The following is a 23,788-nucleotide window of genomic DNA, read 5'->3' on the forward strand; positions in this document are numbered from 1 at the left end:
GACTCAGTACGGCTATGACTCTGTCCGGCTATGACTCGGTGCGGCTATGACTCGGTGCGGCTATGCCTCAGTAGCGCTGTGACTCAGTGCGGCGAAGCTCGCCAGGAGTTCACGTTCTTCGTTGTCGGAAAGCCCCGCGCCATGCGGGCCCGCCTCTGCCCTGGCGCTTTCCCAGTCCAGAGTGTCGGCAAGCGTATCCGAGAGCGGGCGCAAGACAAGTCCTGCGGCGATGGCGCGCTCATTCGATCGCGCGTTCATGCCGTACCAGGACCGGTCGGCGAGCCAGAGCGGCATCGACCGAGGCCCTGACCACTCCCCGACGCCATGATCGCTGAGCCAGCTTTCCGGCGCACGCACGATCGGACCGTCGTGCCCAGCAACAGCTCTGGCGGCAGCGACATGCGCAGGGAAGAGAACGGGTGCACCCATGGCGTTGAACACGCCGGTCTGGTCGCCCGCGGCCATCCGCATGAGCCAGTCGGCCAGGTCGCGCACGTCGATGATCCCTGTAGGCAGGTCCGGGGCATCCGGCACCAGAACGGCACCGTCGTCGCCGACGGGATGAGCGAACCGCCACGGCCAGTATCCGCTTCGCCCGCTCGTGTCGCCCGGACCGCCGATGAGACCCGCCCGAGCAATGACTGCCCGTTCGCTGCCAAACCCAGCCAGCACCGCGTTCTCGCAGGCCACCTTCGCGGCGCCGTAGTCCTCCATCGAGGCCATCACGTCGGCGTCCAGGGGGTCGAGTCGAGGCGAATCCTCGTCTTGGCCGAGTGCCTCCTGGGAGGCGTACACATTGCCGGTGGAGACGAAAACGTACCGCTGTGCGACAGGTTCCACGTCCCGCACAGCGCGCCGCACCTGCCCGGGCTGCCGGGAGACGTCGATCACCGCGTCCCAGCGTTCACACATGACGGATGCCAGCGCGTCATCCTGGTCGCGGTCGGCACGAACCCAGACCGCGCCAGCCGGAACACCACTGCCGCGGGCAAGACAGGTCACATCATGACCGGCAGCAATGGCGGTCGTGGCAACGGCGTGGCCAAGCCAGGCCGTCCCGCCTAGGATCAGGAATTTCACAGCGGTTGCCCCGCGGCACTCACAACGTCAAAGTGCTCAACCAGCGGGAAAGGGTCGTAGAAGGGATGAAGGAGTGCGCGCCACTCCTGGTACTCCGCCGAACCCCTGAACCCTTCCGTGTGGTCCTCCAGACGGGCCCACGAGACGAGCAACAGATACGTGTTCGGTCGCTCGATGCACCGCGACAGGGTTAGCCCACTGAAGCCCGGCATCGACGCGATGATGGGGCGCGCGCGGGAAAAGGCCGCTTCGAACTGTTCCTCCTGGCCGGCGATGACGGGCAGCAGGGCGTGTTCGGTGATCATCGCTCCACTATGGCAGCGATGTGCGGCTGGGAGCCAGAGGAAGCCGGCTACCTAGCTTCCTCCGGCACGCACGCCCATCTCAACCCTGTTGCCCAGATCCTGGTCGACGTTGCGCCAGTACGCAAACGCACGCACCAGCACCGGCTCAGTTACCCCCTTGAGCAGATGGCCGACGATGTTGTTGACCAGACGGTCTCGTGCAGCATCGTCAAGCACCTCCCGCACCATCGTCCCTGCCTGCCCCCAGTCGTCGTCCTCACGGTGCAGTGACGCTGCGGTGCGTACGAGATCACCGTCGGCGTACCAGACGGCCGCCTCGCCGAAGCGCTCGGTGTCTGCGACCGGACCGCCCTTCGAGTTGGGCACGTAGGTCGGATCTCCGGGGTTGTGATGGCGCATCGCCCCATCTTTGGAGTAGGACCGCACCTCAGCCGCGTGCGGTGTATTGACCGGAATCTCGTTGTAGTTGGTGCCTATCCTGGCGCGGTGCGCATCGGCGTACGAGAAGATGCGAGCCTGCAACATGCGGTCTGGGCTGGCGCCGATGCCCGGCACCAGGTTGTTCACGTCGAACGCGGCCTCCTCGATTTCCGTGTGATAGTCAGCAGGATTTCGGTCGAGCGTCATCCGGCCAACCTCGATGAGCGGGTAGTCCTTCTGGGAGATGACCTTCGTCAGGTCGAACGGATTGAATCGATAGTCCTTGGCCTCTGCAAATGGCATGATCTGCATTTTCAGCGTCCAGGTTGGAAAGTCACCTCGATCGATCGCGGTGCGCAGATCGCGGGTGTGGTAATCGCCGTCTGAGCCGGCCAGGGCATCCGCTTCGGCCTGGGGTATGAACTCGATGCCCTGGTCAGTCTTGAAGTGATAGCGAACCCAGAACTTCTCGCCTGTCGCATTGACCCACATGTAGGTGTGGCTCGAGTAGCCGTTCATGTTCCGCCAGCTGCGTGGGATGCCGCGGTCACCCATCAGCCAGGTGACCTGATGGGCAGACTCCGGGGACAGCGTCCAGTAATCCCACTGCATGTCGTTGTCACGCATGTTGTCATCGGCGCGACGCTTTTGAGCGCGGATGAAGTCCATGAACTTCATCGGATCCTTCATGAAGAACACCGGGGTGTTATTGCCGACCATGTCGTAGTTGCCGAACGCGGTGTAGAACTTGATCGCAAAACCGCGCGGATCGCGCCAGGTGTCGGGGCTTCCTCGCTCCCCCGCCACGGTGGAGAACCTGATCAGGAGCTCGGTCTAACGACCCAGCTGGAACAGATCAGCCTTGGTATATGCGCTGACATCATGGGTCACCTCGAAATGGCCGAACGCCCCTGCGCCCTTTGCATGCGGCTGCCGCTCTGGGACGCGTTCCCGATTGAACTGCGCCATCTTTTCGATGAGGTAGTGGTCGTGCAGAAGGATCGGCCCATCAGGGCCAACCGTCAACGAGTGCTCGTCGCTGGCAACCGGAATGCCGGCACTGGTCGTGGTGAAATTCTGGTCAGACATGATTCCCCATTCGCTCGAAGTGCGCCCTTCCGGAGCCCTGAAAGGGATCGGCGGGTCACCGGCAGAGGTCGTCACATGAGCGGATCACCCGAGAGTGGTTTCTCAACCAGCAATCCCATCTGACTCCCGCCGTGTCGGCGGGGTCAAGGAGACTCTGCAACATCACAGGCTGGGGGCAAGGCCCCGTGAGCGGATGCGATCCAACGCCTCTGGGCACGTCGATTCGAGCTGAACCGTCATCTCACACAGGATCTGTCACGGGCGTGCGTTCGTGAATTCGGCCAATGCACTCACGATCGGAGCCACCGGCCCCAGGTCGACGACGGCACTGCCCGCGGCACGCTCTGCGGCAGCAGGGGCGAGGGCTGCGAGGGCACGACGTGCAGCCGAGAGGTGCCTGGTCTCGAGCGCGGCGTGGGCGACCAGGGCCCACGTCGCTTCCAGCATCAAATCGGAGGGCGGCTCAGGGATTGTGTCGAGGGCAGCGGATGCCTCGTCATCGTGACCGGATCGAGCGAGCAGCAGCGGCCGCGTCCATGGCTCGTACGGGCCGAAGTCGCCGTCGGGCAACTCGGCACCAGCACGCAGCGCTGAGGTCAGCTCGGCGAGTGCGGCCAGGCCGGTGGCAAAGCCTGGCATCTCGGAACCCGACGGTGGAGTCGTTGTCGCGCCCATGAAGACATGGCGGAACCACGCCGTGAAGACCCGTGCCAGCGGACGCTCGTGCCGTCGGGACAGTTCATCAATCGCGTCGGCTTCACGAGCTGCCCCCGGCATGTCATCGCGTGCGCACAGTGCCTGCATCCGAATGAGGTGTCCGTGAATCTCAAATGTCGGCAGCTCAGCGGCATGTGCCGTCGACACGAGTTCGTCCGCGATCCCTTCCCTGATGGCAGACAGCCCTGCAATCTCGAAGCTCTGCATGTAGAGCGCGCTCAGGGCGAAGCACAGCAGTCGGGGGTCGCCGAGCCTCCGGGCGACGAGCTCAGCCTCGCGGGCTTCCTCTGCCCTGTTCGCTGTGCCGCGCGACTCCATTGCCACCGTCGCGAGCAGCCGAGCTCGCAGACGGTCAGAGCCCTCAGACGGAAGAGTGGCGAGTGCGCGGAGAGCGGCGTCAACGACAACGCCCGACTGGACCGGATCATCGGAACGAGTCCATACTCCGGGGACATCAAAGCTGCCGATCACCCGGGCGGCGAACTCCACATCGCCCAGGTCTTCCGCCGCGCGGATAGTCGCTCCGCGCTGCTCTGCGGCAAACGCCAGTCCACCCGACACGGCGAGGCCGGCGAGGAGGGCACTGGTGCCCTCAAGCTGCGCACGAGCACCGATAGTGGCGTGAGCAGCCGCGGTGCGCAGGAGAATTGATTCGTTTGGTCTGGGTGCGTCCAGGCTCGGATCCTGGCGCAGGATGTTTCGTTCCAGATCGGCAAGCTGCGTGCCGGGCTCCAACCCCAGTTCCCCTACCAGATGAGCGCGGGCGCGGCGGAGCACCGCGAGGGCCTCGCCGGGCCGCTCGCCCCGGTAGAGGGCGAGCGCGAGTAGCCGCCACCCGCCCTCTCGCCAGGGATAGGTCACAACGTGCTCGTCGAGCAACGGGGCAACTTCTGCAGGTCGCCCGAGCGCGAGGCGGGCATCAGCAAGCCGTTCTACGGCGTCGGCACGCAGTGCATCCAGGCGAGCACGCTCTGCCTGCGCCCACGGCCTGCTGCCGAACTCCGCAAAGGCGGTTCCACGCCATTCGCCCATGGCTGCCGAAAGCTGCGGTTCTGCCCTCTCCGGAGACGCGTGCATCGATTCGCCATATGCCCGCTCCGTGCGCCACATGTCGACGCCGTCCACCGGCAGGCGCAGCGCATATCCATTGCCGACCGTAACGAGCACGCGGGGCGCCGCACGCGCTGGCCGATCTGGCTCAATGACGCGGCGAAGCTCACCGATGAACGTCCGTACCGCTCCAACCGCGCCCGCTTCGGGTTCATCCCAGAGTTCGTCAATCAGCCCGCGCGTCGATAACGCGTTGCCGTGTCTCGAAACAAGTAACCCCAGGATTTCCCGGTTGCGCGGCTTCGAGATTCGGAGCGGGGTTCCGTCAATCTCGGCCTCGATCGGGCCAAGAACACGAATCTTGAGCTCGCTCACCTGACCACCTTAGCTCGCTGCAGCGGCGGGCTGATCGGGCGCTGATTGACGACCCTCATCGTGGAATGAGTACCCACTTCCACACCCAGGAGCTCCCATGACCATCACCCTCCCGAATTTCGACTACCGCAGGGTTCTGGTTGCCGACGGCGTCTCATTGAATGTTGCCGTCGCCGGTACCGGCCCGGCAGTCGTCCTGCTGCACGGTTTTCCAGAGACCCACCTGATGTGGCGGCACGTCGCCGCCGACCTGGCCACAGACCACACCGTCATCTGCCCCGACCTGCGGGGGTATGGCGCCAGCGACAAGCCGGACGAGTCGTCAGAGGACACCTACTCGAAGCGCACGATGGGAGCCGACATCATTGAAGTCGCCCGCGCGTTGGGACACGAGACGTTCGCGCTTGCGGGTCATGACAGGGGTGCCCTCGTCGCGATCAGGGCCGCCCTCGACCACCCAGGCACCGTCACGCACCTCCTGTCCCTCGACGTACTGACCACGCTCGACATGTGGAGTATCTTGGGCGGCGCAGACGCGAAAGTAGCCTGGCACCTCTACCTCATGGCGCAGCCGGCCGGCGTGGCCGAACCTATGATCGAGGCGACAGCCGACAACTTCTTCGCCTCCTTCATCGACGGCTGGGATGCCAACCCAGAGGCTATTCCCGTCGAGTACCGCAACGAGTACCTCCGCGCCTCCCGTGAAGCGATCCCGTCGATCGTTGCCGATTACAGGGCCTCCGCCGGAATCGACCTTCGCCATGATCGCGAGGATCGCGAGGCCGGACGAACACTCGGAATTCCCGTGACCGTCATTCAGCAGGACTGGGGCACGGCGCTCGGCTACGACGCCGCCGGCCTGTGGGGCGCGTGGGCGTCCGACCTCGACCATCGCACACTCGGGGCAGGCCACTTCATGGCCGAAGAGGCGCCATCAGAGGTGATCAGCGCCCTCCGCGACCTCCTGGCACGTTAGATACTAGTCGCATGGCACTGGTGTACATGGTGACGCAGACCGGGTGAGGTCGTCGGCGGGCCCCCTACTCACCCTCGCGGGACGCTGCTTCGCAGGTGCTCCCGCAGGCCGGGGATCGCGAAGGCGATGTGCCCGTAGCCTGCAGGTTCGATGAGTCCAGCGGCAATCAGACGGCCGCGGTAGTTGGCCACTGTGTTGGGCTTGGCACCGAGACGGTGGCCGATGTCGCCCGCGGCGCTCGGCGCTTCGTCAATTGACATCGCGCGCAGGAAGTCCAGGTCTTTTCGGGATGCCGTCGAGAGCGCCGCTTCGATCACCGTACGGGCGTTGCGTCGATGGGCGGCGTCAATTGCCCGTTGCACGGCTTCTTCATCCAATTCGGCAGTGGCCTGCTCCGATTCCTTCCACAGGAAGTACCCGACCAGCTGGATGAGGAATGGGTAGCCGCCCGTGGCCGCGGCAGCGCGCTGCGCGAGTTCGGGAGAAAGCGCGAACCCAGCGTCGGCAAACGTTCGAGTGAAAGACGCTTCAACATCACGGACAGCGGCCGCATGGAGATCAATTTTGTCCGCACGGCGTAAGAACGTGGCCACACCTTCGTTCAGAAGGTCGGACACGGCCGCCGGCAACCCGGCGAACACCAGGCCGATGGGCAGTCCGTCTTGGATGAAGTGCTGAACGTTCGCGGCGAGCTGGGCGATCTCTCCCCGATCGGCGGCGTGAATCTCATCCACCGTGATCACCAATCCGGTGTTGTTCTTGTCGAGGAGACTGAGGAGAGTTTCACCGGTGATCCGCCAGTCGACCTGCTTCTCAGGTGGCAGCTGTGTTGTCACGCTGAATCCGGCTGCGGCGACCCCCGTGATGCGGCGGCTCGGAGGACCGTCGCCCAGTTCTTCAGCCAGGCGGCGCATGGATTCACCGATCCTGCCCATGAACCCGCGAGTCGCTGTCTCCGAGATGACGGCCCAGCCCTGCTCCCTGGCGAGGTCATGCGCTGCACCGAGCATGACAGTCTTACCGATGCCCCGCGCGCCGGTGAAGATGGTCAGCAGCCCAGGAGCGCCTGAGCCGAGCCGCAGTCCGTAGGCGAATTCGTCCAGCACGCCGACACGACCGATGATCTCAGGCGGTGTCGCGCCTGCTGACGGCTTGAATGGGTTATTCACGGGATCTCCTTGTGAGCGCCAGTGACTCGTATGAGTGTTGTGCTGCGTGTGTATCTTGTGAGTCTTGTGTGTCTTGTGAGTCAGGCCCACCCTACAGCGTGCTCAACCAGACGCACCAGGTGAGGCATGAACCCGTCGGCGACTATCGCCAGCCGGAATCTTGTGCAGGCATTCATTAGCTGATAGGCCTGAGACGTGACCAGGTCACAGCAGGGCGCCGCGGCATCCGCTTGCCAGTGGGCACTCTCAGGGGTTTTCGGACAGGCGAGGGAAGGCACTCAGCATGACTCACAAGCCACCGGTCGACGACGTCAACGACGACGGAATTGAGATCGACAAGCCGGGCACCGCTGCAGCCGGCATTCCGGGCATCGTCCACTCGATGGTTCCGGCCTTCGGCGGGATGGGCATCTCGCGGGCGTTGAAGACGCTCTCTGCGATGAACCAGAAGGACGGATTCGATTGCATGAGTTGCGCCTGGCCGGACCCAGAGCATCGCAAGGCAGTCGAGTTCTGTGAGAACGGAGCGAAAGCGGTCACCTGGGAGGCGACGCCCGTCACCGTTCCCACCAGTTTCTGGGCGGATCACTCCATCGACGACCTGCTCACCAAATCGGAATACTGGCTGGGAATGCAGGGGCGGCTGGTCGAGCCGGTCTACAAGCCGGCGGGGGAAGACCACTATCGGCCCATCAGTTGGGAGAACGCGTTCTCCATCATCGGAAGCAAGCTCGCTGGCCTCTCCTCCCCCGACGAGGCCGCCTTCTACACGAGCGGACGAACGTCCAACGAAGCGGCATTCGCCTACCAGCTCTTCGTGCGCGCATTCGGCACGAACAACCTGCCCGACTGTTCGAACATGTGCCACGAGTCGACGAGCCTCGCCATGGGGCAGACGATCGGCATCGGTAAGAGTTCCATCAGCTACAACGACTTTGCCAAGGCAGACCTGATCATCATCATGGGGCAGAACCCTGGCACCAACCACCCACGGATGCTCACCGCCCTTGAGGAGGCGAAAGAGGCCGGCGCCGACATCGTGGCCATCAATCCACTGCCAGAAGCCGGCCTGATGCGGTACAAGAATCCGCAGAAGGTGCGCGGCCTCATCGGCCATGGCATCGGACTTGCCGATCAATTCATGCAGATACGGCTCGGCGGCGACATGGCGCTCCTCCAGGCTGTGTCCAAGCGTGTGCTCGACGCCGAAGCGGCGAACCCGGGGAGAGTCCTTGATCACCAGTTCCTCGCCGAACACTGCCACGGGCTGGAGGAGCTGAGGGCACACCTCGCGAATCTTGATGAAGCTGCCGTCTTGGAGGCCACCGGCCTGCGCTCCGATGAAATCGACGAGTTGGCCGATCGCTACCTCGCTGCGAACAAGGTCATCATCACCTGGGCAATGGGGCTCACCCAACACAAGAAGGCAGTGCCAACGATCAAGGAGATCATCAACCTGCTGCTCCTTCGCGGCAACATCGGCAAGCCTGGCGCTGGGGCCTCACCGATTCGCGGCCACAGCAACGTGCAGGGCGACCGCACCATGGGAATCTGGGAGAAAATGCCGCCCGCGTTCCTCGATGCCCTCGAGCGCGAATTCAAGTTCTCCCCGCCTCGCGAAGACGGTATCGACAGCGTCGGCGCAATCCGGGGTATGCGTGACGGCACGATCAAAGTGTGGATCGCTCTCGGAGGTAACCTGGCGGGGGCGATTTCCGATACCGCCGTCGCAGAAGCAGCTTTCCGCAACACGGAGATGACGGTGCAGATCTCCACCAAGCTCAACCGCTCGCATGCCGTGGTCGGCGCTGAAGCCCTGATTCTGCCCACCATGGGCCGCACAGAGATCGACGTGCAGGCATCCGGTGAACAATTCGTCTCCGTCGAAGACTCGGTGTGCGCCGTGCATGCCTCGCGCGGACGAGTGGCACCGGTCGCTCCCGGCCTGTTGTCAGAGGTGTCCATCGTCACCCGCCTCGCCAGGGCCGTGTTCGGCGACCCAGGTCGAGCCGACGACGCCCCGTCTATCGACTGGGCGGCCTTCGAGAATAACTACGACGTCATCCGCGACCATATCTCCCGTGTCGTCTCAGGCTTCAGCCACTTCAACCTCCGCATCAGGGCGAAAGACGGATTCGTGCTCCCGCACGGCCCCCGCGACTCGCGTACCTTCCCGACACCGACGGGCAAAGCGATGCTCACCGTGAACGATCTCGAGCACATTGACCGGCCAAGCGGATGCCTCATCCTGCAGACCATTCGGTCCCACGACCAGTTCAACACCACCACGTACAGCCTCAACGACCGCTACCGCGGGATCAAGAAGGGTCGCCTGGTGGTATTCGTCAACCCGGACGACCTGGCAGAACTGGGCATCGCCGACGGGCAGCTGGTGGATGTGCACACCGTGTTCACTGACAATGTCGACCGCGTGATCAGGCGGTTCAGGGTAGTGGCGTATCCAACAGCCAGGGGGTGCGCAGCTGCCTACTTCCCCGAAGCAAACGCTCTCGTTCCGCTGGATGCGACCGCAGAGGGCAGCAACACGCCGATCTCCAAGTCGGTGATTGTGCGCCTCGAACCGTCGGTGGTTGCAGCGACTCCTGAACCCGTCGGCGACCTGCTGCAACGCTGACCACCGGCAGGGCAACGCTCGACCCGCACAGGCGCACGATCACGTCACTGTCCGGTGTTCGTCCAACCCTCGGCACTTGGGTCCGCGCCGCTTGGGTTCGCGCCGCTGGGACCCTCGGCGCTTGGATCCTCGGCCGGCTGGGTGCGGCACAGTTGCAGTGCGACCTCGGTCGCGTCCTTGACCGCTGCCTCAGAGCTTTTCCCACCTGCGGCAGCCAGCCCGGCGGCATAGCCGACGATGAAGGTGGTCAGCGGGGCCGCTGGGCGGAGAACGGAGTGGGCAGCGCGCCCGGCGAGGCCCAGGATTTCCTTCCTGTCGACCTCAAACTCCAGAATCTGCAAGGCGTCGACGAGCCGACGGCTCCAATCGGTGAGAATCCTGTCTTCATCTTCGTCGGCGGTGGTCATGGCTGCTCCTTCGTTGCGGACATCGTACTCGGGCCGGTGGATTTCGAGACACTCGCTGGCACTCGCTCCTCAATCAACGAACGGGTGGCGCAGCGATCGCTCGCTGCGCCACCGCTACTCGGCGAACCTCAGTCACGCATTCAGGTATCCATTGGGGTTGAGCACGTACTTGGTGGCTGCGCCCGAATCGAATTCGGCGTAACCACGCGGTGCATCATCCAGCGAAATCGCTGTCGCATTGACGTTCTTGGCGATGTGCACCCTGTCCCCCAGGATGGCCTTCATCAAATCGAGGTTGTACTTCATCACGGGGCACTGTCCGGTGGTGAAGGCGAGCGACTTTGCCCACCCTGTGCCGAGACTGATCGAGAGTGCGCCCTTCTGCGCGTTCGAGTCAATGCCACCCGGGTCGCCCGTGACGTAGAGCCCCGGAATACCGAGCGCCCCACCGGCGGCCGTGATGTCCATCAGCGAGTTGAGCACCGTGGCCGGCGCCTCATGCGAGGCGTCAGAACCGTGGCCCCTGGCCTCGAACCCGACGGCATCCACGCCGCAGTCAACCTCTGGCACGCCCAGGATCTGTTCGATCTGCTCAGCAGGCCCACCCTTGGTGAGGTCGATGGTTTCGCATCCGAAGCTGCGCGCCTGTGCCAGCCGTTCTTCGTTCATGTCTCCCACGATGACAGCGGATGCGCCGAGCAGCATGGCGCCTGTGGCTGCGGCGAGACCGACGGGGCCAGCGCCGGCAATATAGACGGTCGACCCAACGCCGACGCCCGCGGTGACGCAGCCGTGGAAACCGGTCGGGAAAATATCGGAGAGCATCGCCAGGTCCAGGATCTTCTCCATGGCCTGGTCCTTGTCTGGAAACTTCAAAACGTTCCAGTCTGCATACGGCACCAGGACATATTCGGCCTGGCCGCCGACCCAGCCGCCCATGTCAACGTAGCCGTATGCGCTACCGGGGCGGTCAGGGTTCACATTGAGACAGATTCCCGTCTTACGTGCCTTGCAGTTGCGACACCGCCCACAGGAGATATTGAACGGGACCGACACCAGATCGCCGACCTTGATGAATTCGACATCGGGGCCGGTTTCCACGACCTCCCCGGTGATCTCGTGCCCCAGAACGAGTCCCTGGGGCGCGGTAGTGCGACCGCGGACCATGTGCTGGTCCGAACCGCAAATGTTGGTCGCGACGGTTTTGAGAATTACCCCGTGCGGTACTTTCCGGCCGATATTGGCCGGATTGACCCCGGGGCCGTCCTTGAGTTCAAAGGTTGGGTAGTCAAGGTCGATGACTTCGACTTTTCCCTTGCCCTCATAAGCGACGCCTCTGTTGCCTGACATGGATATTCCCTTCTGACGTTATGGACCTGCCCGGGGAATTTCAAGCCACGGTGTACACGAGCGCCGCAACCTGCGTTCCCCCAAACACCGCACTGATCGCGCGTCGTGCCGCAGTCGGGACGGTGTGTGGCCCACACTGTGCCGGAAGTGAGAAAGAGTCAACAGCGCAGGCCGGAATGCCGGGGTGATCGGGAACTACACACGCGGGTCCGCTCGTCACGCGCTGTAAGCCTCCGCATCCCTGCTCACTCACAGCGTGGCATGCGCCACACTGTGAGTATCGATACTTCACCGCTCACACTCACCTGGTCAACGCTCTTCGCCCCGAGCATCCCGATCGATGTGTCAACCCAGACCATGCTGCTGATTGTGGCTGTCGCTGCGGCACTCAGCATCCCCCGAGTCACCTGGCAGCACTTCGGCCTCTTCACGACCCTGGTTCACGAACTCGGGCATGCGGTTGCGGCCATCCTGACGGGGCGGGTGGTGCATGGCATCAGACTGCGACGCAATCACTCCGGCGAAGCCCTCAGCAGCGGTCGCGGAACGCTCAGCCTCGTTGTCAGCGGAATGTTCGGGTATCCGGCACCGGCGCTGGTCGGAGCGGCCCAGCTCTGGAGTGTCTTCCACGGCTATACCGCCATGGCCCTGTTCGTGGGTGGCCTCGCCCTGGTACTCACGCTCTCGGTGATTCGCAACCTGTTCGGAGTGCTCGTCGTCCTCGGATCTGCTGCCGTCAGCATGGCGTTGTGGTTCTACGCGACGCCGGAGGTGCAGAGCTACGCACTCCTGGTTATCGGTGTTGCGCTTCTGGTCGGCGCTGTGCGCGGACTCCTGACCGTGATCGGCGTGCACGTACGCCGTCGCACCCAGCTCGCCACGTCCGATGCGTACATTCTCTACCGCCACACTGGCGTGCCGTCACCGGTGTGGCTGGTGCTCTTCACCGTCATCATTAGCGGATGCCTGTGGGTCGCGTACAGCGCGTACGCGTCGCAACTCTAGGGTTCGCTACTGGCGGCCCTTTGGCGTTCGTCCACGACGCTCTGGCAAGAGACCCAGTTCGATCAGGCTGTCGGCTGTGGCGAGGATCGCCTCTTCATTCGATCGCGGCGCCCAGCCGAGAACCCGTCTCGCCTTCGCGTTGGAGGCTCGCTGGGGATGCCCCAGCTGCGGAACAACCTGGCGGAGCGCAGGAATGACCACGGCAAGCGGGCGTACGACCCAGTCAGGCAGCACACGGGTTGGCACCCTGGCTGCGGCCAATCCCAGGCGTTGCTTCAGCAGCCGCGCGACCGCAGGCAACGCAATCGGCTCACCCGCAACAGCCAGGAATCTCTCGCCAGCCGCTGCCGGGTCGACCATGGCACGCAGGTGCAGGTCGGCGACATCGCGGACGTCGACAAAGCTCGGCGAGATGCGCGGGAGTGCCGGTGCCATCCCGCTCAGCAGGCCGCGGAGCAACTCGACAGACGTCGACAGGTCTGGCCCGAGCGCCGGCCCCACAATGCCGACCGGATTGACCACGGCCAGCTCCAGTGCCCCTGCACCGGAATTCGTGGCGATGAAATCCCACGCGGCACGCTCGGCCAGGGTCTTCGACTTCGGATACGGGCCCACATTCGGCCCGTTCACATCTGTCCAGGTTGCTTCGGTGAACGGCTGGTTGGTAGGCGGGTGCCCGTAACCGATAGCCGCGAACGACGACGTGAGCACCACCCGTTTCACGCCGGCGTCCAGCGCGGCGCGCAGCACACGCAGCGCGCCGTCACGGGCCGGGATGATGAGATCGTCCTCGTTCTTCGGCACATAGACCGGAAATGGCGACGCGACGTGCAGCACGAAATCGCAGCCGGCGACGGCCTCAGGCCAGCCGGCATCCGTCATGAGGTCGGCAGCAACGAACGAGAGGTGCTCTGAGGGCACCACACCGGCCTGCCGCAGCATCATGCGCACGTCGGTTTCACGGGTCAAGGAACGGATGCTGGTGCGCACCTGATATCCCTGCTCCAGCAACGCCGCAATGCAGTGGGCAGCCACGAATCCTGTGCCGCCGGTGACGAGTACGAGTTCACCGCTCATGTCGACCTCCTGGATCGACCGTACCGGTCAGGGTCGGGGTCAGACTAGGCCCGGCCGCCTATGCCTTACGGCGACCACGGTGCTTGATGGCAGCATCCGCTGGTGGCGTCGCCTGAGCACGTGTCTCACTCTCTGCCCTGGCCCGTCGCTGTGCCTCGCTGCCCACCCAGAACGCTGCTGGCTCCGGTGAATATGGATCGGTCGAGCGCGTACCGGCTGAGTATCCACTGGCTGAATATCCACTGGCCGGGTAAATACCGGACTGCCCTGATGCGGCGCCACCCACCGGAGAGCTCGCCACGGCGCGCACCGGCTTGCCCATCTGCACCCCGACGAGCACCCACCACAGCGGCCAGATGAGCCACCCGCCACCGGCCAGGAATACGCCGAGACCGAGGAACAGGAGCTGTGGAATGGTGAGCACGGCCAGCGCCAACCCGACCGCGATCAGCGGAAGACCGATCACGAGCCCAAAGCCGATCAGTTGCCCCAACCGACTTGTCCACTGCGGCAGTGTGTCCTCGCGACCCAGACGCTTGTTGATCCAGATCATCCAGATTCCCTGCACGAACACGACTGCGGCCTGGACAAAGACCAGGATGATCGAATCGACGACATGGGTTGCCACCAGCAGTGCCGAAACGGCACCAATGACGAGTGCGACGGCCACAAGCGGCGGAATGATCGATGAGCCATCGGTCTGTCGCCGTAGACGAACGACCAGCAGGGCAGCAAGCGCACAACCGATCGCCGCGAAGACCTCGTAGGTCGCCCCGAAGGTATAGGGGCCGTTGAAGGGCACCTCGACGACGAACATCAGGACGAAGAAGACGCTGCCTACCAGGCCGACGGCCGCGCAGGCATAGGCCAGCCACGACATCCATACATCTTGTATACGACTTGACATCCACGCTCCAAATTCACGGTTCCTGGCCACTTGCCCACCCGCCAGGTGAAATCCCCCGTGACCATTATGAGAGATTCGCCTGAGTCGCAGCTTCATTACCCCTGCGCAAACGGATACTGCCCCGTTGTTTCAGGGCGCAGTAGCATTTCAGCGAGGTCGAAAATCGTCGTGAGCAGCGGACGAGGGGTTGCCACGACATGGCGCCTCCGCGAAAGGACCACACCATGGCCGAAGCAACGCCACCCCAGAGCGGCTCAGAGCCTGAAGACGCCGCGGCGGCCGGGGCATCCGCGACCGCATCGGGGACTGTCGCACCTCGCGGCGCCTGGACAGCGCTGATCGTGTTGATGATCGGCATGTTCATGGCCCTGCTCGACACCACCATCGTCAACGTCGCGCTCCCGTCCATTCGCACCAGCCTCAATGCGTCGGAAGCGACACTGTCGTGGATCATCTCCGGCTACGCACTCGCGTTCGGCATCGCGCTCATTCCTGCCGGCCGAATCGGCGACCGCCTCGGCCACAAGTGGGTGTTCTTCGTCGGCCTTGCGCTCTTCACCATTGCCAGTGTCTTTTGCGGGATTGCCCAAACCGACGTTGACTTGATTGTCTGGCGCGTCATCCAGGGTTTCGCCGGTGGCGTTTTCGTACCCGGCGTGACCGCCATGATCCAACTCATGTTCCCCGTTCACGTGCGGGGCAAGGCATTCGCCATCATGGGCGCTGTCATCGGAGTGTCGACGGCGATCGGGCCGATCCTCGGTGGCCTCATCATCGAAGCATTCGGGGAGGAAGAGGGCTGGCGGCTGGTGTTCTGGGTGAACCTGCCCATCGGCATCATCGCGCTCATTGCCGCCATATTCCTGCTGCCGGGCGGGCGCGAGGAGTCCGTGAAGTCAGGCACAGACGTGTTCGGGCTGCTGCTTCTGACAGGGGCCCTCGTCGCGTTGCTCGTCCCGCTCATTGAAGGCGAGGACCAGGGCTGGCCGCTCTGGACCTACCTCACCCTCGCCGCCAGCCTCGTGCTGTTCGTGGCGTTCGCGCTCTGGGAAGTGCGGGTGGCGAAAGCCAACGGCTCGCCACTCGTTCCTCCACGCCTGTTCTCACACCCTGCTTTCACCGGCGGCACGATCCTGGCCCTGGTCTACTTCGCGGCTTTCACCAGCATCTTCTTCACGATCTCGCTGCTCTGGCAGGCCGGCCTCGGTCACACCGCCCTCGAATCGGGGCTCGTTTCTGTGCCATTTGCGATCGGCAGCATCATCGGCGCGTCACAGAGCGACCGGCTCGCGACCTTCCTGGGGCGGAACGTCCTGGTCGCCGGCACCGCGCTCGTCACGATCGGACTCGTGTGGGTGTGGCTGGTGCTGCTGCTCACTCCCGCCAGCGACCTGGATCACTGGGCCCTCCTCATCCCCCTCTTCCTGGCCGGCCTCGGCAATGGTCTCTTCATCGCTCCCAACGTCCAGTTCATCGTCGCAACGGTCAGTCGGTCTGAGGCGGGTTCGGCCAGCGGCGTCATCTCCGTTATGCAGCGCATCGGCAGCGCCGTCGGCATCGCGATCATCGGCAGTGTGCTCTTCGGCAGCCTGCACATCACCGGCCCTGCTGACCTGGCGCAGGGATTCACCGACGCCGCTGCGAATGCCCTGGGCGTGAGCGCGGCGTTCAGCGTCGTGGCGTTCCTGCTGGTGTTCGCGCTGCCCAAACACGTCACGCACAACGGCTAGCCGTCGTCACTCGGCCGACGTGTCCCTCCGGCCTCCCCCTCACCACGCACTGTCGGGCGTAGCGTTGCACCATGGAATTCAGATACCTCGGCAACAGCGGACTCAAGATCTCAGAGATCACATACGGCAACTGGCTCACCCACGGCTCCCAGGTTGAGAATGAGGTGGCAACGCGTTGCGTGGAGGCCGCCCTCGACGCCGGCATCACCACATTCGACACAGCGGATGCCTACGCCAACACCGCAGCCGAAGTCGTGCTCGGCGACGCACTGAAGGGCGAGCGTCGGGCCTCACTCGAAATCTTCACCAAGGTCTATTGGCCAACGGGGCCCAAGGGTCACAATGACGTCGGCCTCTCACGCAAGCACATCATGGAATCGATTGACGGCTCACTGCAGCGTCTGCAGACGGACTACGTCGACCTGTACCAGGCGCACCGTTATGACGCTGAGACGCCGCTTGAAGAGACCATGCAGGCATTCGCCGACATCGTGCGCGCCGGCAAGGCGCTCTACATCGGCGTCTCTGAGTGGAATGCCGACCAGCTGCGTGCCGGATCAGCGCTGGCGACGCAGCTGGGCTTCCAGCTCATCTCGAACCAGCCGCAGTACTCCATGCTGTGGCGCGTCATCGAGGATGCCGTCGTGCCAGCATCCGAAGAACTGGGCATTTCGCAGATCGTCTGGTCACCGGTTGCGCAGGGCGTGCTCACCGGCAAGTACAAGCCGGGTGCAGAGGCGCCAGAGGGTTCACGGGCGCGCGACGCGAAAGGCGGGGCAGAGACCGTCAAGGCGTTCATGCGCGATGACGTGCTGACCGCTGTCGCCAGGCTGCAACCGATCGCCGCCGAGCAGGGGCTCAGCATGGCCCAGCTCGCCGTGGCCTGGGTGCTGCAGAACCCGAACGTGGCCTCTGCGATCATTGGCGCGTCACGTCCGGAACAGATTGCCGACAACGTGCGCGCGAGCGGAGTCACCCTCGAGGCCGCCGTGCTCGCTCGCATCGACGAGGCCGTCGGCGGTGTTGCAGAGCGCGATCCGTCGAAGACCGTGTCGCCGGCGAAGCGACCCGTTTAGCGAGCCCTGCGCACTCCACATGCCCTCGCTTCGTAGCGGAGCGGGGGCGTGTGGTGTGATCGATTGCCAACTACCGCTATACGCTGGGCACGAACCCGGCCAGACATCCGGCATCCTCCGCTGCACCGTCCGACTCGAGCGAAAGCACGTCCATGACCAGCGCACCGCCTCCCCCGCCGCCGCCGCCCTCTGGCAACCCGTACCAGCAGCCACCGCAGCAACCACCGCAGCCGGAGTCTCCGCCGGCGGCATCCGCTCACCGGCTGTCGCTCACGGCGAAGCTGTTGCTGTTCGTCGCGCTCCCCGTCGCACTGGTCATCATCATCGTCGTCGCGCTGGTTGCGGTGTTCGCGAGCCTGCGCGGAACCGAGATCGCGCGAACGACGGATGCCGCGGCTGGCTCAAGCGTCGAGGTGGACATCCCCAACGCGTCGATCAGTGTGAGTGCAATCACCGACGGTCAGGTGCGCGTGACGATGACTGGCCACTACTCCGGCGCAGAACCCACCATCACGGCAACGACAACCGGTGACACCACCACGATCAGCGGCGGCTGCCCCAACGGGTGGTTCCTTGCCCGCTGCGACGTCTCCATTGCCATCCAAATGCCGGCGGAACTCGCGCTCGACGTTGAAGGCAGCAATGGCCGGATCACCGTCGTCGACCTCACCGGCGAACTCGATCTCACCACAACCAACGGCACTATCCAGACGACGGGATCTCGCGGCGATGTGAGTGCGCACACCATGAATGGTGGGATCAAGATTGTCGACGCCGGGTCACGCAACGTGGAGGTGACGTCCACAAATGGCGGCATTGAGCTCGAGTTCGTCGATCCGCCAGATGACGTTGAGGCTCGGACGACCAACGGCGCCATCATGGTGCGAGTTCCCACAGGAACGTCGACGTACTTCATTGACGCCGCGACAACCAATGGCAGCGTCAACACGGATACCGTGCCAAGCGACCGCGCTTCGGAGCGCACGATCACGCTTGAGACGGTCAACGGCGCTGTGACGGTGGAGGACACCCGCCGTTAGCCGCCGGGATTCAACCCTGCGGAGGGCGACCGTGGCCGAGTCGGGCTCTTCACCAATAATTCTCCCGGTGGCGGCCTATTTTCGGGCGGACTCTGTGAGACTGTGAGGGCACGGCGCAGTTTCGCGCGTCGCGCGCATGCAAGCCCCCGTTTTCGCTCGCTTCATTGCTCGCGCCGCTGTTTCGGCTGCGCCGGAAGGATCCAATGTTTGATTTTTTCCTCAGCCCAGTTGCCGGTCTCGTCGCGCTCGGCATCGTCGTCTTGCTCGCCGCGCTGATCTACGCAAAGACCGTCTACAAGAACGCCGGACCAGACGAGGCACTCGTCATCACCGGAAAGAAGTCGCGCAAGACCACGGTTGACGGCGCAACGACCGAGCAGTCAGGCCAGCGCATCGTGCATGGCCAGGGTGTCTTCCTCACGCCGTTCTTCCAGAAGGCGCACAAGATCAGCCTGCGCAGCCGTGCCATTGAGATCACCGCCATCGCCCAGGACAAGAACGGCATCACACTGACCGTGGATGCCGTCGCCATCGTCAAGGTCGGCGACGATCCTGCGGCCATTCGTGCCGCGGCCCAGCGTTTCCTCGGCCAGGACAAGAACATCGACAGCTTCGCCCAGGAAGTCCTCTCTGGTTCACTGCGCTCCTCCATCGGTGCCACCGACGTGATGACCATCATCCAGAAGCGCGACGAGCTCGGGGTGTCAGTACTGGCCACAGCGCGAGAGTCGCTCGCCAACCAGGGCCTCGATGTCGACTCGTTCGAGATCAAGGGCATCACGGACGAGAACGACTACATCCGCGACATCGGCCGTGCAGAGCAGGCCAAGGTGCGCCGCCAGGCCGAGGTCGCTGAGCACCTCGCCACCCGCGAGGCACGCGAGGCCGCCATCGCCGCAGAGCAGGCCGTCGCTGAGGCCGAGAACACCCTCGCCCTCCGCCGCGCCGCCCTCCAGCTCGACACCGACAAGGCCGCAGCTGAGGCGGCATCCGCTCGCCCTCTCGCAGAGGCCAAGGCGCAGCAGGCCGTCGTGACCGAACAGGAAGCCACGGCGCAGCGCCGAGCCCAGCTGCGCAAGGCTGAGCTTGAGTCAGAGGTCAACGCTGTGGCAGACGCCGATGCATACCGCGTGCGCGTGACAGCGGCCGCCGCTGCAGAGGCTGCCGTCACCGCTGCCGCCGGAGATCGCGACGCTCGTGTTGCCGCCGCCCAGGCCATCCGCGCTGAGGGTGAGGCCCAAGCCGACGCCATCCGTGCTCGTGGTGCGGCAGAGGCCGAGGCGACCCGCCTCTCCGCCCAGGCTCTCGCTGAGCAGTCAGAGGCCCTCATCCAGCTGCGCATGATCGAGACCCTCCCGCACATCGCGCGTGAGCTTGCTGCGCCGATGAGCAACATCGACCAGCTCACCGTCATCTCAACGGATGGCGCCTCGCAGCTCTCGAAGAACGTCGCCTCAGGATTCTCCGAGGTCGACGCTGTGCTGAACTCCACCATGGGCGTCGGCATCAAGGACCTGCTCGGCGGCCTCCTGGGCGGCGTTGCGGCTGGCGCTGCCGGCGCGGTGATTGGCGGCAATGCCGGACAAGGCGCGCACGCACGCGGCGAGCTCGCTGCACATGCGGAGTCCGCTGAGCCAGCTGAACGCGAGGTCGCTCCGGCAGTAGCCGAGTAATTGGTCGCCACCGTCCCGTAAGCGCGGCGCGGGTCGAACGCAGTTTCGCGCGTGTTGCAACTCCCGCGAAGCTGCGTTCGATGCGCGTGACTCCCGAACGGCACCTGGCGTCGCATGGCACGAGCGCGACCTTACCAACCGGCAATCGCGGCGGTACGCTCGGGGCACAATCGGCCTGCGACACCAGAGAGAACCGGGATATCGCCATGAAAGCACTCGTCTACAAGGGTCCGGGAAACAAGGCGTGGGAAGAGGTGCCGAAGCCCACCATTCAGCATCCGACAGACGTGATCGTCAAGATCGATACCACCACCATCTGCGGCACTGACCTGCACATTCTCAAGGGCGACGTTCCGGCTGTCACGCCAGGGAGAATCCTTGGCCATGAGGGCGTCGGCACCATCACAGAGATCGGCGACGCGGTGACAACGCTCGCCGTCGGCGACCAGGTGATCCTGTCCTGTATCTCTGCGTGCGGGAAATGCGAGTACTGCAAGCAGGGCGTGTTCTCGCACTGCCTCGGAGAGGAAGGCACGTCGGGGATCGGCTGGATCTTCGGTCACCTCATCGATGGCACGCAGGCAGAGTTCGTGCGCGTGCCGTACGCCGAGACATCCGTTTACCGCCTGCCGGCCGGAGTCAGCCCCCAACTCGGCACGCTCTTGTCAGACATCCTGCCCACCGGCCATGAAATCGGCGTGCGCTACGGCAGCGTGAAGCCGGGCGACGTGGTGGCTGTTGTCGGCGCTGGGCCAGTTGGCCTCGCCGCCATCGCCACCGCAGGGCTCTACGGTCCGTCGCGCGTGATCTCCATCGACCTCGACGCCAACCGCACAGAAGCAGCACGCTCGTTCGGTGCGACGGATGCCGTGGTGTCGAGCGCCGCGGATTGGAAAGAACAGGTGCTGGCCATGACAGACGGCCTCGGCGTCGACGTGGCCATCGAGGCCGTCGGCATCCCGGCGACGCTGAAGATGTGCCTCGACATCGTGCGTCCAGCCGGCCACGTTGCCAATGTCGGTGTGCATGGCAAGGGTGTTGAGATCGCCATGGACGAACTCTGGATCTCGAACATCACCATCACCATGGGACTCGTCAACACCGACACGACGCCCACCCTCCTCAAAATGCTGGCGCAGGGCAAGATTCCCGCTGAACATTTCGTCAGTCACACCTTCGCGCTCACCGACATCATCGAGGCGTACGACGTGTTCGGGAGGGCGGCAGAAACGAAGGCGCTCAAGGTGATGCTGAACGCGTGATTCTCCCCGCGCGACCCTGAGGTTGCGAGTGTAGGGTGTCGGCATCCGTTGTTGGATTCCGGAGGAAGAAGTTCCCCGATGTTGCGCTCCGTTGGCATCGCAATGGCCCGTCATCGACTCGTCGTCCTGATCTGTTGGGCCGTGTTCTTCGTGGCCTGCCTTGCGACGTCCCTGTTCGGGATCACCGGGGAAAGCTTGTTCCAGCGGCTCTCCAGCACCGGGCCCACCGTCAACGGCGAAGCCAGTGAGGCTGCAGCCCTGACCAGCAACGACACCACGGCAAGCACAGAGAGCATCTCGCTGCTCGTCTATGGCATCGATCCCGCCTCGCCAGAGCTGGATGCTGTGCTTGCAGAGGCGACGGATGACCTCCTTGCGATTCCCGGTGTCACCCAGGTCGTCAATCCGCTGGCTTTCCCGCCGCTACCCAATGGTCAGCCGTCCCCGGCGGCGGCCTCCCTTTTTGCCTCCGATGGCAACGGGCTTCTCCTCAGCGTCTCCATGGAGACGACGGATGGCGCTCTCAGCGACTCGCTCTTGACGGAGGTTGAGGACGAGCTGAATGCCACGGCTGACGAGGTTCGGGGCATCGCTCCCGGTGCCACCGTCGAGGTCGGCGGCAGCCCGCTCATCGTGAACTCGCTGGTTGCCGTGGCCCAGTCAGACCTGCAGAAGGGCGAGCTCATCTCGCTGCCGCTCGCCCTGCTCGTGATGCTTGTCATCTTCGGCGGGTTCCTGGCTGCGGCGATGCCCCTGATCGGCGCCATCGCATCCATCGTCGGCGCTCTGGGCACTCTCTTCGCTTTCAGCTACGTGATGGACATCAACATCACCGTGATGAACGTGATCGCGGTCATCGGTCTTGGCCTGTCTATCGACTACGGGTTGCTGATCGTCAGCCGATTTCGAGAGGAGTTCCGCGCGCGCGTCGAGCAGTTGGAGAGCACGCAGCTGGGGACGCAGCCGGGGAGCACCGCGCAGACAAAACCTGAGCGCCACGAGTTGATGATGGAGTCCGTCGGCGCGACGGTTAACACGGCAGGGCGCACCGTGCTCTTCTCTGGGCTGACATTTGCCATCGCCACCGTCGGCCTGTTCGTGTTTGAGCCGGAGATCATCAGGGCCATTGCCATTGGCGCCGTCTCTGTCGTGGTCATCGCCATGCTCACGGCGCTCGTGCTGGTGCCCGCGCTCCTCGGCTACTTCGGAGAGCGTCTCCTGCAACCAGGCGTCCTGACCAGAATCCCGGGTCTCGGCGCCATTCTCATCCGCTTCGGGGATGTCGCGCCTGAGGATGGGTTCTTCTCGAAGCTCACCAGAAGCATCCAGCCGCGCGCTGCTGGCGTCGCCTTGGCCGGGACTGCGCTGCTGGTACTCATGGGCAGCCCCGCGCTGTCGATTGTCCTCTCCAACAGCAACGATGACGCCATCCCGGCCTCCTCAAGCCAGTACGACTTTGTCACCACCCTCAATGAGCATTTTCCGCAGGCCACGCAGGCGAAGGTTCAGCTGGTCTCATCGACAGACGAGGAATCGGCGGCAGCCTGGGCGGATGACGTTGCGACTCTGCCGCACGTCACGGGCGTCACGCCGCCTGCCGACGTCAACGGCTACTGGGTATCGCGCGTGAGCGTCGAACAGCATGAGGGCACAGACGTGGTGCGTGAAATCAGGGCCGACCGTCCCGACTTCCCCCATTGGGTCGGTGGAACGGATGCCGCATCAGTCGACTACCTGGATTCGCTCGGCCAGAGCGCGCCGTGGGCGATCCTGATCATCGCCGTCGCCAGCTTCGTGCTGCTTTTCCTGATGACGGGCTCCGTCGTCATCCCGCTCACAGCGCTCGTGATCAGTGCGCTCTCGCTCGGCGCCGCGGTCGGCGTGCTCGTATGGGGCTTCCAGCAGGGCAATCTCGCCGGTCTGCTGAACTTCGACGCCTCAACGCTGGGCGGCGTAGACGCGCTGGTGCTGACCCTCGTGCTCGTCTTCGGTTTCGGCTTGGCCATGGACTACGAGATGTTTTTGCTCGCACGCATCACAGAGCATCACGACAACGGGGAGACCACCAGGCAATCCATCGAGACCGGCCTCCAGAGCTCTGGCCGCATCATCACCTCTGCAGCACTCATCATGGTGTTGGTGTTCGCGGGCTTCGCCACCGGCGACCTGATGCAGATGAAACAGATCGGCGTTGCACTGGCGGTCGCGGTGCTGCTGGATGCGACACTCGTGCGCTCTGTGCTGGTGCCGGCGGTGATGACATCGTTCGAGAAGCGCCTGTGGTGGGCGCCGCGCTGGATGCAGCGGGTTCACGCCAGGATCGGCCTGCGTGAGTAGCCTCAGCCTCCCCCGTTGGTTGAGGAAGGCCGGCCACGGCCGCCTCGAAACCTCGTGAGCCGGTCTTCAGACGCATAATTTCAGAGATTGGCCCGCTGGATTTCGAGA

The 23,788-nt window shown here is 64.2% G+C and carries 17 protein-coding genes and 1 pseudogene; 9 read left to right on the forward strand and 9 right to left on the reverse strand.

Annotation, left to right across the window (positions count from 1 at the left end):
- Nucleotides 1-60 precede the first annotated feature (60 nt).
- The 4 genes and pseudogenes from AC25Z0_RS05775 to AC25Z0_RS05790 form a co-directional block, all read right to left on the reverse strand.
- On the reverse strand, nucleotides 61-1,080 hold the full coding sequence (locus AC25Z0_RS05775) for a Rossmann-fold NAD(P)-binding domain-containing protein (protein WP_488132569.1): 1,020 nt from the start codon (nucleotides 1,078-1,080) through the stop codon (nucleotides 61-63).
- Nucleotides 1,077-1,385: an antibiotic biosynthesis monooxygenase family protein gene (locus AC25Z0_RS05780; RefSeq protein WP_488132570.1), complete on the reverse strand. Its 309-nt coding sequence runs from the start codon at nucleotides 1,383-1,385 to the stop codon at nucleotides 1,077-1,079. Before AC25Z0_RS05780 ends, AC25Z0_RS05775 begins: the two co-directional genes overlap by 4 nt.
- A 51-nt stretch (nucleotides 1,386-1,436) precedes the next feature.
- Nucleotides 1,437-2,894: pseudogene (locus AC25Z0_RS05785) on the reverse strand (catalase).
- Nucleotides 2,895-3,149: 255 nt separating this feature from the next.
- On the reverse strand, nucleotides 3,150-5,036 hold the full coding sequence (locus tag AC25Z0_RS05790; protein ID WP_488132571.1) for an AfsR/SARP family transcriptional regulator: 1,887 nt from the start codon (nucleotides 5,034-5,036) through the stop codon (nucleotides 3,150-3,152).
- Between the two features lie 97 nt (nucleotides 5,037-5,133).
- On the opposite strand from AC25Z0_RS05790, the gene AC25Z0_RS05795 reads away from it, so the two are divergent.
- Complete coding sequence (locus AC25Z0_RS05795; protein ID WP_488132572.1) at nucleotides 5,134-6,012, forward strand: alpha/beta fold hydrolase; 879 nt, start codon at nucleotides 5,134-5,136, stop codon at nucleotides 6,010-6,012.
- Nucleotides 6,013-6,080: 68 nt separating this feature from the next.
- On the opposite strand, the gene AC25Z0_RS05800 is transcribed toward AC25Z0_RS05795, so the two are convergent.
- On the reverse strand, nucleotides 6,081-7,181 hold the full coding sequence (locus AC25Z0_RS05800) for an ATP-binding protein (RefSeq protein WP_488132573.1): 1,101 nt from the start codon (nucleotides 7,179-7,181) through the stop codon (nucleotides 6,081-6,083).
- Between the two features lie 283 nt (nucleotides 7,182-7,464).
- On the opposite strand from AC25Z0_RS05800, the gene AC25Z0_RS05805 reads away from it, so the two are divergent.
- Complete coding sequence (locus AC25Z0_RS05805; protein ID WP_488132574.1) at nucleotides 7,465-9,816, forward strand: FdhF/YdeP family oxidoreductase; 2,352 nt, start codon at nucleotides 7,465-7,467, stop codon at nucleotides 9,814-9,816.
- A 44-nt stretch (nucleotides 9,817-9,860) separates the two neighbouring features.
- On the opposite strand, the gene AC25Z0_RS05810 is transcribed toward AC25Z0_RS05805, so the two are convergent.
- The gene (locus AC25Z0_RS05810) at nucleotides 9,861-10,223 is read right to left on the reverse strand and encodes a DUF6457 domain-containing protein (RefSeq protein WP_488119247.1); all 363 of its coding nucleotides are present in this window, start codon (nucleotides 10,221-10,223) and stop codon (nucleotides 9,861-9,863) included.
- Nucleotides 10,224-10,355: 132 nt separating this feature from the next.
- A complete protein-coding gene (gene fdhA / locus AC25Z0_RS05815; protein WP_488119248.1) occupies nucleotides 10,356-11,573 on the reverse strand; it encodes a formaldehyde dehydrogenase, glutathione-independent in 1,218 nt (405 codons plus the stop codon).
- 273 nt (nucleotides 11,574-11,846) lie between these two features.
- Here fdhA and AC25Z0_RS05820 point away from each other — a divergent pair, with 273 nt between their 5' ends.
- Nucleotides 11,847-12,578: a M50 family metallopeptidase gene (locus AC25Z0_RS05820; protein ID WP_488132575.1), complete on the forward strand. Its 732-nt coding sequence runs from the start codon at nucleotides 11,847-11,849 to the stop codon at nucleotides 12,576-12,578.
- A 6-nt stretch (nucleotides 12,579-12,584) separates the two neighbouring features.
- On the opposite strand, the gene AC25Z0_RS05825 is transcribed toward AC25Z0_RS05820, so the two are convergent.
- Both AC25Z0_RS05825 and AC25Z0_RS05830 read right to left on the reverse strand, forming a co-directional pair.
- A complete protein-coding gene (locus AC25Z0_RS05825) occupies nucleotides 12,585-13,655 on the reverse strand; it encodes an SDR family oxidoreductase (RefSeq protein WP_488119250.1) in 1,071 nt (356 codons plus the stop codon).
- 58 nt (nucleotides 13,656-13,713) lie between these two features.
- On the reverse strand, nucleotides 13,714-14,562 hold the full coding sequence (locus AC25Z0_RS05830) for a hypothetical protein (RefSeq protein ID WP_488132576.1): 849 nt from the start codon (nucleotides 14,560-14,562) through the stop codon (nucleotides 13,714-13,716).
- A gap of 197 nt (nucleotides 14,563-14,759) precedes the next feature.
- Here AC25Z0_RS05830 and AC25Z0_RS05835 point away from each other — a divergent pair, with 197 nt between their 5' ends.
- The 6 genes from AC25Z0_RS05835 to AC25Z0_RS05860 all read left to right on the forward strand — a co-directional run bounded on the left by AC25Z0_RS05835 (nucleotide 14,760) and on the right by AC25Z0_RS05860 (nucleotide 23,680).
- Complete coding sequence (locus tag AC25Z0_RS05835) at nucleotides 14,760-16,292, forward strand: MFS transporter (protein ID WP_488132577.1); 1,533 nt, start codon at nucleotides 14,760-14,762, stop codon at nucleotides 16,290-16,292.
- Nucleotides 16,293-16,363: 71 nt separating this feature from the next.
- Nucleotides 16,364-17,368, forward strand: coding sequence for an aldo/keto reductase family protein (locus AC25Z0_RS05840; protein ID WP_488132578.1), 1,005 nt, complete (start codon nucleotides 16,364-16,366; stop codon nucleotides 17,366-17,368).
- Nucleotides 17,369-17,520: 152 nt separating this feature from the next.
- The gene (locus AC25Z0_RS05845) at nucleotides 17,521-18,408 is read left to right on the forward strand and encodes a DUF4097 family beta strand repeat-containing protein (RefSeq protein ID WP_488132579.1); all 888 of its coding nucleotides are present in this window, start codon (nucleotides 17,521-17,523) and stop codon (nucleotides 18,406-18,408) included.
- Between the two features lie 203 nt (nucleotides 18,409-18,611).
- Nucleotides 18,612-20,081, forward strand: coding sequence for an SPFH domain-containing protein (locus AC25Z0_RS05850; protein WP_488132580.1), 1,470 nt, complete (start codon nucleotides 18,612-18,614; stop codon nucleotides 20,079-20,081).
- Nucleotides 20,082-20,287: 206 nt separating this feature from the next.
- Nucleotides 20,288-21,343, forward strand: coding sequence for a zinc-dependent alcohol dehydrogenase family protein (locus tag AC25Z0_RS05855; RefSeq protein WP_488132581.1), 1,056 nt, complete (start codon nucleotides 20,288-20,290; stop codon nucleotides 21,341-21,343).
- Nucleotides 21,344-21,421: 78 nt separating this feature from the next.
- On the forward strand, nucleotides 21,422-23,680 hold the full coding sequence (locus tag AC25Z0_RS05860) for an MMPL family transporter (RefSeq protein WP_488132582.1): 2,259 nt from the start codon (nucleotides 21,422-21,424) through the stop codon (nucleotides 23,678-23,680).
- Nucleotides 23,681-23,788: the final 108 nt, after the last annotated feature.

The sequence above is a fragment of the Leifsonia sp. Y862 genome, assembly GCF_057669585.1.

Excerpts from the sequence above, each read along its gene's own strand:
- AC25Z0_RS05780 (WP_488132570.1), bottom strand. The coding sequence starts at position 1,385 with ATGATCACCGAACACGCCCTGCTGCCCGTCATCGCCGGCCAGGAGGAA.
- AC25Z0_RS05795 (WP_488132572.1), top strand. The coding sequence starts at position 5,134 with ATGACCATCACCCTCCCGAATTTCGACTACCGCAGGGTTCTGGTTGCC.
- AC25Z0_RS05805 (WP_488132574.1), top strand. The coding sequence starts at position 7,465 with ATGACTCACAAGCCACCGGTCGACGACGTCAACGACGACGGAATTGAG.
- AC25Z0_RS05810 (WP_488119247.1), bottom strand. The coding sequence starts at position 10,223 with ATGACCACCGCCGACGAAGATGAAGACAGGATTCTCACCGATTGGAGC.
- fdhA (WP_488119248.1), bottom strand. The coding sequence starts at position 11,573 with ATGTCAGGCAACAGAGGCGTCGCTTATGAGGGCAAGGGAAAAGTCGAA.
- AC25Z0_RS05825 (WP_488119250.1), bottom strand. The coding sequence starts at position 13,655 with ATGAGCGGTGAACTCGTACTCGTCACCGGCGGCACAGGATTCGTGGCT.
- AC25Z0_RS05830 (WP_488132576.1), bottom strand. The coding sequence starts at position 14,562 with ATGTCAAGTCGTATACAAGATGTATGGATGTCGTGGCTGGCCTATGCC.
- AC25Z0_RS05835 (WP_488132577.1), top strand. The coding sequence starts at position 14,760 with ATGGCGCCTCCGCGAAAGGACCACACCATGGCCGAAGCAACGCCACCC.
- AC25Z0_RS05840 (WP_488132578.1), top strand. The coding sequence starts at position 16,364 with ATGGAATTCAGATACCTCGGCAACAGCGGACTCAAGATCTCAGAGATC.
- AC25Z0_RS05845 (WP_488132579.1), top strand. The coding sequence starts at position 17,521 with ATGACCAGCGCACCGCCTCCCCCGCCGCCGCCGCCCTCTGGCAACCCG.
- AC25Z0_RS05850 (WP_488132580.1), top strand. The coding sequence starts at position 18,612 with ATGTTTGATTTTTTCCTCAGCCCAGTTGCCGGTCTCGTCGCGCTCGGC.
- AC25Z0_RS05855 (WP_488132581.1), top strand. The coding sequence starts at position 20,288 with ATGAAAGCACTCGTCTACAAGGGTCCGGGAAACAAGGCGTGGGAAGAG.
- AC25Z0_RS05860 (WP_488132582.1), top strand. The coding sequence starts at position 21,422 with ATGTTGCGCTCCGTTGGCATCGCAATGGCCCGTCATCGACTCGTCGTC.